This window comes from Candidatus Thermoplasmatota archaeon, from assembly GCA_035540375.1.
In the GTDB taxonomy this organism is placed as follows: Archaea; Thermoplasmatota; SW-10-69-26; order JACQPN01; family JAJPHT01; genus DATLGO01.
Genome location: DATLGO010000075.1, coordinates 44,772 through 57,637, shown reverse-complemented (window position 1 = coordinate 57,637; position 12,866 = coordinate 44,772). Strand labels below are relative to the sequence as shown.

Sequence of the window (12,866 nt, the reverse complement as noted above, 5' to 3'; positions counted from 1 at the left end):
GGGATGGACCGCGGGGGATCGTTTTTCGCGGGGACGACGGGGATCGAGGGCGTCGCGAGGGCCTCCTCGACGTCCACGAAGAAGAGCGCCTCGGAGCCCAGGCCCTTGTCGCCGTGCGTGAAGGTCACGCCGGGCATGAGCGATTCCGTTCGGACGAGGACGCGGATCCGGCCCGCCTCGGGGAACGTGACGGTCGCCTCGGGGGGCGAGCTGTGCGCGTGGAGCTTCGCGAGGAGGATCGGGGCGAGGCTCGATGGGGAGAGGATCGCGATCTCGCTCTCGCCGTGGTCGAGGTGGCGGCCCGCGGCGTTGCGGACGTCGACCTTGATCTTCGTGGGAACGCCCTGCTTCGGCGCGTCCACCACGAGCTTGATCTCGTAGGGCCCGAAATCGAGCGGGACGACGGGCGGGAGGACCGTGAACGTCGTCGCGCCCTCCCGCTCCTCGCCCTTCGCGCGCGCGGTCCACTCGACCTTGTACTCGCCGGGCGTCGCGTAGGAGACGAGGACCTCGGCGACGCCGTCGTACTCGTGGAGCGAGGCCGACTCGAAGCGGACCGCGCCGTCGGGACCGACGACCTTGAGGGCGAAGTCGACGTGCTGGACGGGCCGCTTCAGAGTGGGGTCCCACGCGACGGCGCCGAGGCGGATCTGGCTCTGGGAGCCGACGCGCGCGTCGGGGTCCGCGACCATCTTGAGCTCGAAGCCGCCCGCCTGGACCTCGGCCGCGGCGGGCGCGGCCGCGTCGAGCGCGACGGCGGGGAGCGCGGGCGCGGGCCCGGTGGGGCGCGCGACCGTGAGCGGCATCTCGACCGCGATCGGCAGGAAGTCCGTCTCGTTCTTGCCCGGGAACGCGTCGTAGCCGAGCATGCGGACCTGGTACTCGCCGGGCGTGTCGAGGACGAACGTGAGCGCCTGGTCCTCGAGGTGGCTGTGGACGTGCGTGCGCACGACCACCTTGCGGTCGAGGAGGCGCTCGACTACGAAGATGGAGTCCGTGTGCGGGACGAGCGTGAGGTTCGCGTCGGCGACGCGGTACTTCCACGTCATCGGGCGGCCCGCGACGGGGGCCGCGGGCTTCTCGACGACGAACTGCGTCGGGAAGGGCGCGCGCGGAATCACCGCGACGCCCTCGAAGACGTCGACGACCTCCTGGTCTCCGATCTTCGCGACGAGCGTCACGGTGAAGGGGCCCGGCTTCACGAACACGTAATCGAGCGAATAGACGCCATCGTACTCGTGCGCCATCGTCTCGAACAGGATCACGCCGTCCTGCATGACGCGGATGAGGCCATCCTTGTGCCGGATGGGCTGCCCGTCCGCGTCCGCGAGCACGAAGCCGAAGTGGCTGAGGCTCCCCACGATGGCGAGGCCCGAGGGGTGGAGGTCGCGCGTCACGACGGCCCCGCTCCCGGCCGCGGCGCCATGGTCGTGCCCCTGGGCTGAGGCGATGGGGAGGGCGACGAGGAGGAGGGCCGCGAGGGCGACAGCGCGCGCCATGGATCGTCCACGCGGATGGATCCCAAAAAGGCTTCCTGCGCCCCGGGGCCCGATAAAGGGGTCTCCAGCATAGGGGTATGACCCGCCGGGGGGCTTGCGAGCCGGAGGCTTCCCATGCGCGCCCGCCCGCTCATCGTCTTCGTGGCCCTCGCTTCGATCGCCCTCGCCGCCGTCCCCGCCCCGGCCGCGGCCCTCGATCCGCCGAATCCCGTCCCCGACGTCGTCGCGGGCTTCGCGATCGCGCCCTTCGCGCCGATCGGGGTCCCGACGGCCCTCGCGTGGGGCCCCGGCATGCCGGGTCCGGATCTCTACGCGACGACCCTCGCGGGAGACGTGGAGCGCGTGACGGTCCTCTGGACGGAGGCGGGCCCCGTCGCCCTCGGCGTCGCGCGGCACGCGAGCGGCTTCAGCCAGCCGCTCGGCCTCGCGTGGGTCGACGGCGCGCTCTTCGTCGCGGACAGCCATGCGAACCCGGCGACGGGCCGCACCGACGGGCGCATCTGGCGCCTCGACGGCAACGAGCGGAAGGTCGTTGTGGACGGCCTCCCGAACGGCCGCCACAACACGAATCACCTCCGTCTCGGCCCGGACGGGTTGCTCTACGTCGCGAACGGGAACCCCAACGACAACGGAATCCAGGGCGGCGCGGCCGACGTGTTCCCGTACTCGGGCGCGGTGCTGCGCTTCGACCCGGCCGCGGTCGCCGCGACGCCCGCGATTCTGCGGTGGACCGACGGCGCGGGCGCGAGGATCCCCGCGAGCGAGATCGCCTCGCACCCGGTCAACGCCCCGTTCGCCGCGCTCGTCGAGGCGTACGCCTGGGGCTTCCGAAACCATTTCGGCGTCGCGTTCGGCCCGGACGGTTCGCTCTACACCGCGAACAACGGCGCGGACTCGCCCAGCTCGCAGGACGCGCTTTACCGCGTCACCGGGGCGGGCACGAACTTCGCGTTCCCGTTCTGCTTCGACGTCGGCGAGCCCGGCGCCGTCGGCGCGGGCATCTCGAAGGAGACGAACCCGCTCTTCGCGGGCCACGACTGCTCGACGGCGCCCCGAGCGACGGCCCTCCTCGGATGGCACGTGTGCGCGACGGGCCTCGACCTTCCGACCCCGGGGCCCGCCGCGTTCGCGGGCGCCTACGGCCGCTCCGTCTACGTCGGGGAGTGCGGGCCGTTCTTCCCCGAGCCGCACCGCAAGGGCTTCTCGACGCACGACGTCGGCCACAAGGTGGTGCGCGTCGAGCTGGGCCCGGACGGCGAAGCCGTCGGGGTGAGCGACTTCGTCACGGGCCTCGGCCTCCCGACGGACGTGCTCTTCGGGCCGGACGGGGCGATGTACGTCGCGGACGGGGCCGGCGTGCTGCGCGTCGCGCCCGTCGTGGAGGCGCCGGAGGAAGCCGAGGTCCTGGTCGAAGCCGCCGGCTTCTCGTTCGTCTCGCCCGTCCTCGCGGTTCCCGCGGGGACTACGGTCACGTGGGAGGGCCGGCTCCTTCCGCACACCGTGACGACGAGCGACACGATGGAGGACGCTCTCGACGGCGTCGCGAACGACCCCGCCAACGCGGACGGCGACGCGGACACGTTCCACGAGGGTCTTGCCCAAGGGGCGCGCGTGAGCCGCACGTTCGCGACGCCCGGAACGTATCCGTACTTCTGCGAGCTGCACTACCGCTTCGGCATGGTCGGCGCGATCGTCGTCGTGTAGGCTCACCGACGCGGAAGCGTCCGGCCGTCGACGGTGTGCACGAAGAGCACGCCGTCGTCCCCGGCCTCGGTCTTCGGGGAGGGGTCGGGCTCGACCTCGGAGAGCCTGGCCGCCATCGCGTTCAGCGAGCGGACCGCGTCCTCGAGCGAGCGCATGGGAAGGGCGCGTTCGCCCGGTCGCGGCTCGGTCATGCGAGGCCATCGACGCGCGCGGCCAAGGCCCCTCCTGAAACGGGCCGGGTGCCCAGGGACTCAGGGACCTTTCGGGGCGGGGGGGTTCGCGACCGGGGCCGCGGCGGAGGCAGGCCTGGCGCGAACCGCGAACTCGCCCTCGGCGCGCGCCTTTCCGATGAGCACGAGCGCGGCGACGGCGAGCAGGGGGCCGAGGACGTAGGCCCCGAGCGCGAAGACGTTCAGGAGAGCCGCGACGGTGCCCCGCTTCGCGCCGCGCTGATGGTAGAGCGACCAGCTCGCGACCAGGCCGAAGAGGCCGGCCGCCGCCGCGAGCGGGCCGACGACCGCGCCCATGGTCCCGAAGCCCACAACGTCGAGGATGAGCGCGAGGCCCCAGACGACGTTCACGCCGCCCGCCATGAAGAGGAGGAGGCTCGCCGCGAGCGACTTGTCGGGCCAGTCCTCCGGGGCGAGCCGCGCCGTCTCGGGCGTCGTGTCCTCGCCCTCCTGTCGGGCGACGACGAGGAAACCGAGCGCGATGAGCGAGAAGAGCGATCCCAGGCCGAGGAGGCCGAGCGCGAGGACGCCGCTCACCGCGCCCGCGATGCCGAACGAGGTCTGCACGCGGCGCAGCGCGAGGACGGCGAGCACGGCCGCCGCGGCCGACAGGACGACGGTGCCTTCGGGCGGCATCGCGACCAGGAACTCGGGAACCTTCTTTCCGTAGCGGATGTCGACCGCCATGCCCACGAGCCCGTGGAGCAGGCCGATGGCCGACGTGACAAGGAGCATGATGGCGCCGAACAGGAGCTTGTCCGGCCAAACGGTCTTCACGAGATCGCGACGGGTTTCGGCCATGGGTCAACCCGGCTGCCCACCCGTATGGGGCTCCATCTAGCTTTCGGTCGAGCGTCGCGGAGCCTTCATCCCGCTGCGGGGCGTTCGCGCGACGTGCAGCGCGAGCGATTCGAAGTGGCGGCGGACATCGCGCGGGCGAGGACGCTTCCCGCGGAGGCGTTCACGGACCCCGCGTTCCTCGCGCTCGAGATCGAGCGTCTCTTCCCGCGCGCCTGGCTCCTCGTGCCCGAGCGCAGCCCCCACGAGGCCCGCGACGACCCGCGCTCGCTCGCGGACCTCGTTCGCCGCCGAGGCGCCCGCGCGCCGACGAGCCTCCTCGACAAGCCGTTCTTCCTCCAGCGCGATTGGGACGGCGCGCTCCGGATGTTCCCGAACGTCTGCACCCATGCGTGGCACACGCTCGTCGCGGGCCCGGGCCGCGAGAAGGCGATCACCTGCCCGCAGCACGGGCGGCAATTCGACTGCGCGGGGAAGTTCGTCCACCAGCCCGGCTTCGAGAAGGTCGAGGCGTTCCCCTCCCCGGACGACGACCTCCGCGCCCTTCCGGCCGGAGAATGGGGCGGCCTCCTTTTCGCGTCGATCGGCGCGCCCGCGCAAACCCTCGAAGCGACGCTTGCGCCGGTCGCGGCCTCGCTCGGCGCGCTCGACCTCGCCGCGCTCGCGCCGCGCCGCATGGACGTCGAGGCTCGGGAGCTTGCGGGCAACTGGAAGCAGCACGCGTGGAACTACCTGGACGCGCTCCACATCCCGTTCATCCACCGCAAGCCCGGAGGCCTCGCGGACGCGCTCGACCTCGCAAGCTACGCGACCGAGATCCACGGCGACGCGGTCCTCCAGTGGGCGTGGGCGAAGGACCCCGCGCACGGTCTCGCGCCCGATCAGGTCGCCGAGCGCTTCCGCCACCCGACGAAGCGCGTTTTCGCGCTCTGGTGGTTCGTGTGGCCGAACCTGACGCTCAATGTCTACCCGTGGGGCCTCTCGATCAACGCCTACATGCCGGTGCCGGGGAAGCCGCATCGCACGTACTTCCTGTGGTACCACCGCGTTCTCGACGCGTCGAAATACGCCGAGCGCGAGCGGACGTGGATGATGACCGAGGTGGACGACGAGGACGTGGACGCGCTTTCGCAGACCGCGCGCGGCGCCGCTTCCGGCTTCGCGCCGCGGGGTCGGTTCGCTCCCGAGACGGAGCGGGGCCCTCACTGGTTCCATCGGCGCGTGTTCGAGAGCGTCTTCACCGCATCCGGTTGAACGCCCACGTCCCGGCCGCGATCATGACGGCGGCGAAGCCGACGAGGACCGCGAAGTCGAGCCAGTACGGGAAGGCGTGCTGGCCGATGAGGAGCCCGCGCAGGGCGTCCACGGCGTAGGTCACGGGGTTGAGTCGCGCGACGACGCCGAGCCACGTCGGGAACCCGGGCGAGTCGAGCGGGTAGAGGGCGCCCGAGAGGAAGAAGAGCGGGAACGTGAGGAAGCTCGCGATCACCTGGAAGCCTTCGAGGCTCTCGAAGAAGCTCCCGATGAAGAGACCGACGCTCACGAACCCGATCGCGAGGAGCAGCACGACCGCGAGCGCCGGAAGGAGGATCCAGACGGGCGTCGAGGCCATGCCCTCCGCGAACGCGAAGGGCGCAAGGGTCGCGAGCGCGTAGCCGGCCACGAGCACGAACACCGCCTGGATGACGGCTTCCGTGCTTCCGCCCACGACCTTGCCGAAGAAGATGCTCGCCCGGCTCACGGGCGCGACGAGGACCTCCTTGAGGACGTCGAGCTTGCGGTCCCAGATGATGTAGAGGCCGTAGAAGATGGTCCCGAAGAGTGTGCTCATCACGAGGACCCCCGGGAAGATGAACGACTGGTAGTCCGTTCCGCCGAGACGATCCGCGTCCACGGCGGCCTGGAGACCCGTGCCGACGAACGCGATCCAGAGGATCGGCTGGAACATCGAGGAGATGACGCGGCTGCGCTCGCGCGTGAAGACCTTGAACTCCCTGAGCCAGATGGCGCCGATCGCGCGCATCTCGTGCGACCACCCGAGCGCGGGGCCCGACCGCGACGCGTCCCGCTCGCGGGCGACGGGCCCGCTCATCGGTTGCTCCCTCCCGTCGCGGAGCGCATGATGGCGTCCGAGAACGCCTCGCCTTCCGTCGTGTCGTCGCGGATCTCGCGCCCCGTGAGCGCGATGAACACGTCCTCGAGGGTCGGGCGATGCACCTCGACGCTTTCGACCTCGCCCGCGGCGGCGAGGACGCGGGGCAGGTTCGCGGCGGCGTCGCGCACCGTGAGCGCGGCCTCGTTCCCCCTCACCTCGACCTTCTCGACGGCGGCGAGGCCCTTGAAGCGCCCCGCGTCCGGGGGCGCCGCGAAACGCAAACGCACGAGGTCGCCCCGCAGGGTCGCCTTGAGCTCGCGCGGTGTCCCGAGCGCGATGATCCGGCCGTGGTCGATGATGCCGATGCGATCGCAGAGCGCGTCGGCTTCGCCCATGTAATGGGTCGTGAGCACGATCGTGGTGCCGTACTCGTCGCGCAGCCTCCGGACGTAGGCCCAGATGTGCTCGCGCGTCTGCGGATCGAGGCCGAGGGTGGGCTCGTCGAGGAAGAGCACGGCCGGCCGGTGGAGGAGTCCGCGCGCGATCTCGAGGCGGCGCTTCATGCCGCCCGAGAACTGCTTCACGAGCGTATCGGCGCGCTCCGTGAGCCCGACGAGCGCGAGCATCTCCCGGATGCGCTTGGCGCGCTCGGCCTTCGGCACGCCGTACAGGCGGGCGTGGAGCTCGAGGTTCTCGCGCGCGGTGAGGATCGTGTCGATGGACGGCTCCTGGAAGACGATGCCGACGGTCTTGCGCACGAGCGTGGGTTCGCGCGCGACGTCGCGGCCCGCGACGAGCCCGACGCCCTCCGTCGGCTTGAGGATGGTGACGAGCATGTTGATCGTCGTCGTCTTCCCGGCGCCGTTCGGACCGAGAAGGCCGAAGATCTCGCCTCGACGGATCGAGAGGTCGATCGCGTCCACCGCGGTCAGGTCCTTCTCGCTCCCCTTGACGCGGAACCGGCGCGTGAGGCCCCGCGTCTCGATCACGACGTCGTCCGGCACGACCGGGGCGAGGCGCTCCGCGCGTTTAAGCCCGCCTGAATCACGGCTTCTGTTCCAGGACCGGCGCCTGCGCGGGGGCGCGGGCGATGCGCGCGAGGCCCGCCGCGACGAGCCGCATCCGGACGATGGTGAGCGCGCCGAGAAGGCCGGCGATGACGAGGATGAACGCCACGATGCCGCCCGTCCCGCCCGCGTCGGAGGCGAGGCCGAAAAGGGGCGGGCCGACGATGTACCCGAGCGAGATGACGAGCGGGTAGATGCTCATCGTCGTGCCCTTCGCGCCTTCTTCCGCGGCGTCCGCGAGCGCCGCGAGGGCCGCGGGCGCGAAGGCAAGGGCCACGAGGCCGAGGAGCGCGAGGACGGGCCAATACACGATGAGAGTGCCGTAGAGCGCAAGCGGCGTGGCCGCGGGATCGGCGAGGAACGCCGCGCCGACGATGAGGGCGATCGCGCCGTAGGCGCCCACGCCGAGGAGCATGATGGGCTCTCGCCCGTGCTTGTCGGAGAGCTTGCCGAAGAAGAACTGGCTCACGAAGAACGCGACGGCCGCGCCGAGGATCGAGACCGAGATGGCGCCACCCGAGTCGGAGACCGTGTTGTAGACCTTCGGAAAGAAGGTGACGAGCGACCCCATCACCATGAAGACCACGAACCAGAGCGCGGCGAGGACGGAGACGTAGGGATTCGAGACGACCGTCCAGAGCTTGCGCGGCGTCACCGGCTGCTTGGGATCGCTCTTCGCCCCGAAGCTGTCCTCGCGCACGTTCCAATGCGCATAGGCGAGGCCGAGCACGGCGAGCATGCCCGCGATGATGAAGCTGTTCTCGACGCGGCCGGGGAACGCGTCGAGCAGGATGAAGCCGAGCGTGAAGCCGCCGAGGTAGCCGAGCAGGTTCACGAAGTCATACACGCCGTATTCGCGGCCGCGCGACTCGGGCGGCGCATAGCTCGCGATGGTCGCGAGGCTCGTCACGAGGATCGCCGCGGCCGCGACGCCGTGGAGCATGTTCGCGAGGAAGAGGAGCCAGATGTCCTTCGTGAGCGCGAGCGCAAAGAGCGAGACGGCGCCCATGGCGAGGCCGCCGATGAGCGCGGGCTTGCGCCCGTGCCGGTCGATGAACGGGCCGAGGAAGAGCACGGTCGCGAACTCGGCGAGCGGGCTTCCCGCCACCAGGATCGCGTAGACCGTGTCCGACACGTCAACGTAGTGCCGGAACGTGATGGTGACGATGCTGAAGGCGAGCCGCACGAGGAAGATCGCGATGTAGATCGCCGAGAGGAGCCGCCAATAGCGGCCCTTCGTGATGGTGGGAATCTTCGCGAGGGGCTCGAGCTTCGCGATCTGCGGGAGCTTGACCTGAGGGATGTAGGCCCGGAGGTCCCGACCCATGCGCTTCCCGGAGCCAGGGGACCCCGGAAATAGCTTCCGCAACCGTCAACCGCGGCGGGCGCGGACGAGGACGGCGGCGCCGGCGAGCGCGAGGGCGACGAGCGCGCCCGCGGGGCCGGGCACCCCGAACGGCTTCGGGGTCGGCGTCTCCACGACGCGTTCGGAGGTGACGGTGAAGCCGAGGGTGCGCGTCGTCGGCGGGTCGGAAGCGTCGCCGTCGCGCGTCGCGGAGACGCGGAGGCTGAAGGTCTTCGTGTCCTTCACGGCGCCCTCCACCGCGGGCGCGGTGATGGCGACGAGGAACGTGGTGGAGGTGGCGTTGTCGCCCTTCTGCGCCGAGCCCACGAGCGCGGGGTCGATCGCCGCGAGCCTCCAGCCGGCCGGGGGGTCCGCGGCCCAGGCGGGCGCGACGCGGACCTTGTCGTTCCCCTTGTTCTCGACGGTGACGCGGAACGTCGCCGTCTGGCCGGGGAGGATCTTCGCGCTCGTCGCGTTCGCGGCGACGTCGATCGCGCCGCGGTAGCCGGCCACGAGGTCCTGCGACGCGGTGCCGTATTTCGTCCCGAGGGGGCCCGTGATGCTCGCGTTCACGCGGAAGGGCTCCGCGGCGCCCGCGGGCGCGTCGTCCGTGACGCCCACGAACACCTGCGCGAGCGCATGGATGGAGGTTCCCTTGCACATCTCGGTCGTGAGATTGACCTGCGCCGGGAAGACGACGGGCTCGCTCCAGTTCGGGCTCGCCTCGACCACGAAGCGGAGCGTCGCGGCCTGCTGCGGCGCGGCGTTGAGCGCGAGCGCGCACGGCATCGTCGCGTTGAGCGACGCGAATCCGAACCCGAACCCGGGGGCGACGGGGCCCTCGAACGGGGTCATGGTGAGCGTGATCGCGAGGGGGTCGTTCTGCGCCGCGGCCGGGGCCGCGAGGGCGAGGAGGGCGAGGGCGACGACGAGGGCGCGCACGCGGGGCGAGCGCCCTCCCCACGGATGAGCTTTCACTTGACGACGCGGCGCGCGAGGACGGCCCCGGCGACGAGGGCGAGGGCGGCGAAGGCCCCCGGGAAAGCCGGGATGCCTCGGGCGACCTGGTCGACCGCGCTTTCGCCCGCGACATCCACGATGAGCGCGAGGCGGGTCGAGTCGCCGAACCGGGTCGGGTCCGAGGCAAGGCGCGCGACGGCCTGCAGCTGGAGGATCGTCGTTCCGGAGGCCGTGGCGGGCGGGGTGGCCTCGACGAGGACCTCGCGAGACTCGCCCGGGGCGACGCCGCGGGGGGAGTCGACCGTGACGTTCCAGCCGCGGTCGACCGCGTCGATGCCGACGAGGACGTCGACGGGCGCGTTGCCGCGGTTCGTCGCGAGGATCTTGAACGAGGCCGTCTTCCCGGGGGCGACTTTCGCGATCCCCGGCCCGAGGTCGACATCGAGGATGCTCAACCAATCCGCTTCGACCGTCGTGTTGCCTTCGCCCTCCTGCTTTCCGGCCGGACCCTGCAGCACGGCTCCGACCACGATCAGCGCGGGGGCGAAGGCGGGAGCCCTCCCGTCGACCCCGACGAAGAGCTTCGTCCGCGCGACGGCGGACTGCGTGTTCGCGTCGCACGCGCCCGGCGCGGGGAGCTGGACGCGCGCGGGCGAGATCGACGTCGACGTCCAAGCCGGGCTTTCGCGCACGGCGAACTCAAGCGTCGCGGGTCCTCCGGGGGCCGCGTTCGCGAGGAGGGCGCACGAGACCGTGGCGCTGACGTCCGTCTGCGCGATCGCGGTGATGACCGGGACGGGACCCTCGAACGGCGCGACGACGACGTCCACCGCGAGGGGGCCGGCCGCGGCGCCTGCGGCGGGCGCAAGGAGCGCGAGCGCGAGGAGGGCGAAGCGCATACGGCGCCAGCGGACGTGGACCCTTTAACGATGTCTGCGCCCGTCGACGGCGGCGACAATGCCGCCGAGGTCGTCATGGACGCCGTCGGAAGGCCGCGGCCGCCGAGGCGAGGGCAAGGGCGAGCGCGAGCGGCGCCGGGGCCGGAAGAAGGAGGGCGACGAGAGGAAGCGTCCCGGTGTCCTCGAGCGCCTCGCCGAGGCCGGCGACGGATCCGGACCGGACCGAAACCAGGACGGTCGCCAGGACGGGCTCGTTCGCGCGCCGGGGATCGGCTTCGAGATGCCACGCGAACGCGACCGTGTAGGAGGCCGCGTCCGTGGGCACGTCCGACGGCGTGTCGACGCGCAGGTGGAAGCGCGCGCTTGCGCCCGGCTCGATCGCGGCCGTTCCGAGGCCGGTCGCGTTCCAGCTACGGGTCGCGTTCTCGACGCTCGAGGCGACCACGACGGGCGCGTTGCCGCGGTTGGTCGCGGTGAAGACGAACTCCGCCGTCTCGCCGCCCACCACGGCCCGGGCGGGGGCGTCCACGACGACGGAGAGGAGCGGCGCCCAGTCGGCCGACAACGACACGATCGCCTCGCGGGTCGTGGTCTCCGCGACGCCCCGGAGCGTGGCGCGGAGGGTGATGTCGCCGGCCTCGAACGCGGGCGCCTCCGGAAGCGTGACGACGCCCATCGAGGCGGTGAAACGCGCCGTGCGCGTCGCGGCGTCGCAGGCGTCGAGGCCAACGGGCACGCGCGTCGGATTCACGGAAGCGAGCGCCCAGGCGGGGGCGCTCTCGATGCTGAAGGTCAGGTCCATCGGATACGCGACGGAATGCCCCACAAGCCGCGCGCACGAAACGGTGACGAGAACGGCGGTGCGCGTCATGGGCGCAAGCGGCGGGATCGGGCCGTCGAACGGCGCGACCGCGAGCTCGAACGGCAGAAGGTCGTCGGCCTGCGCCTCGACCGCGGGCGCGACGATGAGCAGGACGATCACGACCGGTAGCGCCCGTCGCATGACGGGCCGATCGCGATCGGACCGCTTCAAGTTTCTCTGCATGCTTCTCCCGGGGCGGCGCCCGCGTCACGCCCGTCTGCGCGCCGCGAGCGCGGCCGCAAGCGCCGCCGCGGCGGGTCCGGCGAGCGCCATGGTCGGCACGGCCTTCGACGTCGTCTTCACCTCGACGACAAGCGGTTTCGAGACCTCGCCCGCCGTGGGATCGACGGACGGGACCGCCCGGATCACGAAACGGAGGTCGCCCTTCAGCGCGCCGCCCGACCCGGGGCTTCCGATCGTCACGCGGAGCTCGTCGGTGATGCCCGAGCCCCCGAGCGCGGCGGCCGGGATGTCGCGCGGCGCGGGCGGCACGACGGACCACCCCTCGGGCACGTGCTCAGGCTCGAGCGTGTATTCCGTGACGGCGTTCGCGCGGTTCGTCACGCGCACGACGAGGATGGACTGACCGCCCGGCGCGACCTCGATCGGACCGTCGACGACGGCGTCGAAGTCGCCTCGCCAATGGGGCGCCGCCACCGTTTCGGCCTCGGCCTTCGCGCTCGCGGTGGGCGTCGTGAGCGTCGCGCGCGCCTTGACCGTCTCGGCGACGAACGCGGGGGCCTCCCGGGCGACGTCGAGCCCGAGGGGCGCGCGCACGCGGACGAATTTTCCGTCGCACGCGTTCGGATCGACGCGGACGCTCGTCGGCGCGGCGGGCGTCGCCCAGGGGGGCCCCGCGAAGAACGCGACCTGAAGCCGCGCCTGCCCGGACGAGACCATCGCGGCGGCCGAGCAGGTGATCTCGATCGTCGCGTTCGTCACGGCGCGCTCGCCCGGCGTCACCTGGCCGCGGAAGGTGTCGAGCGTGATCCGCATCTCGTGGGGATTGGATTGCGCCGTGGCGGCGGGGAGGAGCGCAAGGAGCGCGAGGAGGCACGCGAGGAGGCGCTGCACGGGACGAAACCCGACGCGCGCCGCCATAAGCGTTGTCTAGATGCGCCTTGACCGCGCCAAGGCTTTAGCCGAGAAGCCGCCATCGCCCGTCGATGCCAGCCATGGTCTTTGCGGCCCGCTGCCCCTCGTGCCGCGCGGACGCGAAGTTCATCGAGTTCAAGGCGGAACCCTGCACGCCGGGCGCCGAGGGGGAGCGCCGCTACGGCTTCCGGTGCATGGCGTGCAAGGCCATCGTCGACGAGGTCGTCGACGCGAAGGGCGCGCGGCAGGCCTGGGCCGACGGGAAGCACGTGGAGAAGCCGGCCTGAAAGCAAGCGTTCTTGCCGCCCGCCG

At 71.8% G+C, this 12,866-nt stretch carries 13 protein-coding genes; 3 read left to right on the top strand and 10 right to left on the bottom strand.

The window, feature by feature from the left end; all coding sequences use genetic code 11:
• The coding region (locus tag VM889_09245) for a hypothetical protein (GenBank protein HVL48729.1) at window positions 1–1,499 on the bottom strand (1,499 nt) is incomplete at its 3' end.
• A gap of 114 nt (window positions 1,500–1,613) precedes the next feature.
• On the opposite strand from VM889_09245, the gene VM889_09240 reads away from it, so the two are divergent.
• Entirely contained in the window at window positions 1,614–3,203 is a 1,590-nt protein-coding gene (locus VM889_09240) for a plastocyanin/azurin family copper-binding protein (GenBank protein HVL48728.1), read from the top strand.
• 2 nt (window positions 3,204–3,205) lie between these two features.
• On the opposite strand, the gene VM889_09235 is transcribed toward VM889_09240, so the two are convergent.
• Together VM889_09235 and VM889_09230 are read right to left on the bottom strand one after the other, a co-directional pair.
• The gene (locus VM889_09235; protein ID HVL48727.1) at window positions 3,206–3,394 is read right to left on the bottom strand and encodes a hypothetical protein; all 189 of its coding nucleotides are present in this window, start codon (window positions 3,392–3,394) and stop codon (window positions 3,206–3,208) included.
• 60 nt (window positions 3,395–3,454) lie between these two features.
• Window positions 3,455–4,234, bottom strand: a complete 780-nt coding sequence (locus VM889_09230; protein ID HVL48726.1) for a hypothetical protein — start codon at window positions 4,232–4,234, stop codon at window positions 3,455–3,457.
• Window positions 4,235–4,327: 93 nt separating this feature from the next.
• Here VM889_09230 and VM889_09225 point away from each other — a divergent pair, with 93 nt between their 5' ends.
• Window positions 4,328–5,485, top strand: coding sequence for an SRPBCC family protein (locus VM889_09225; protein ID HVL48725.1), 1,158 nt, complete (start codon window positions 4,328–4,330; stop codon window positions 5,483–5,485).
• On the opposite strand, the gene VM889_09220 is transcribed toward VM889_09225, so the two are convergent.
• The 7 genes from VM889_09220 to VM889_09190 form a co-directional block, all read right to left on the bottom strand.
• Entirely contained in the window at window positions 5,469–6,323 is an 855-nt protein-coding gene (locus VM889_09220) for an ABC transporter permease (protein ID HVL48724.1), read from the bottom strand. The genes VM889_09225 and VM889_09220 overlap by 17 nt on opposite strands.
• Window positions 6,320–7,330 (bottom strand): ATP-binding cassette domain-containing protein, encoded by a 1,011-nt coding sequence (locus VM889_09215; GenBank protein ID HVL48723.1) that lies wholly within the window; start codon window positions 7,328–7,330, stop codon window positions 6,320–6,322. The genes VM889_09220 and VM889_09215 overlap by 4 nt, the downstream gene beginning before the upstream one ends.
• Window positions 7,331–7,370: 40 nt before the next feature.
• Window positions 7,371–8,720 (bottom strand): MFS transporter, encoded by a 1,350-nt coding sequence (locus VM889_09210; GenBank protein HVL48722.1) that lies wholly within the window; start codon window positions 8,718–8,720, stop codon window positions 7,371–7,373.
• A 45-nt stretch (window positions 8,721–8,765) separates the two neighbouring features.
• Window positions 8,766–9,680 carry a hypothetical protein gene (locus VM889_09205; GenBank protein ID HVL48721.1) on the bottom strand — a complete coding sequence of 305 codons (915 nt, stop codon included), beginning with the start codon at window positions 9,678–9,680 and terminating at the stop codon, window positions 8,766–8,768.
• 32 nt (window positions 9,681–9,712) lie between these two features.
• The gene (locus VM889_09200) at window positions 9,713–10,597 is read right to left on the bottom strand and encodes a hypothetical protein (protein ID HVL48720.1); all 885 of its coding nucleotides are present in this window, start codon (window positions 10,595–10,597) and stop codon (window positions 9,713–9,715) included.
• 73 nt (window positions 10,598–10,670) lie between these two features.
• Complete coding sequence (locus VM889_09195; protein HVL48719.1) at window positions 10,671–11,600, bottom strand: hypothetical protein; 930 nt, start codon at window positions 11,598–11,600, stop codon at window positions 10,671–10,673.
• 66 nt (window positions 11,601–11,666) lie between these two features.
• Window positions 11,667–12,533 carry a hypothetical protein gene (locus VM889_09190; protein ID HVL48718.1) on the bottom strand — a complete coding sequence of 289 codons (867 nt, stop codon included), beginning with the start codon at window positions 12,531–12,533 and terminating at the stop codon, window positions 11,667–11,669.
• Between the two features lie 92 nt (window positions 12,534–12,625).
• Here VM889_09190 and VM889_09185 point away from each other — a divergent pair, with 92 nt between their 5' ends.
• On the top strand, window positions 12,626–12,841 hold the full coding sequence (locus tag VM889_09185) for a hypothetical protein (protein HVL48717.1): 216 nt from the start codon (window positions 12,626–12,628) through the stop codon (window positions 12,839–12,841).
• The last annotated feature ends 25 nt before the right edge of the window (window positions 12,842–12,866 follow it).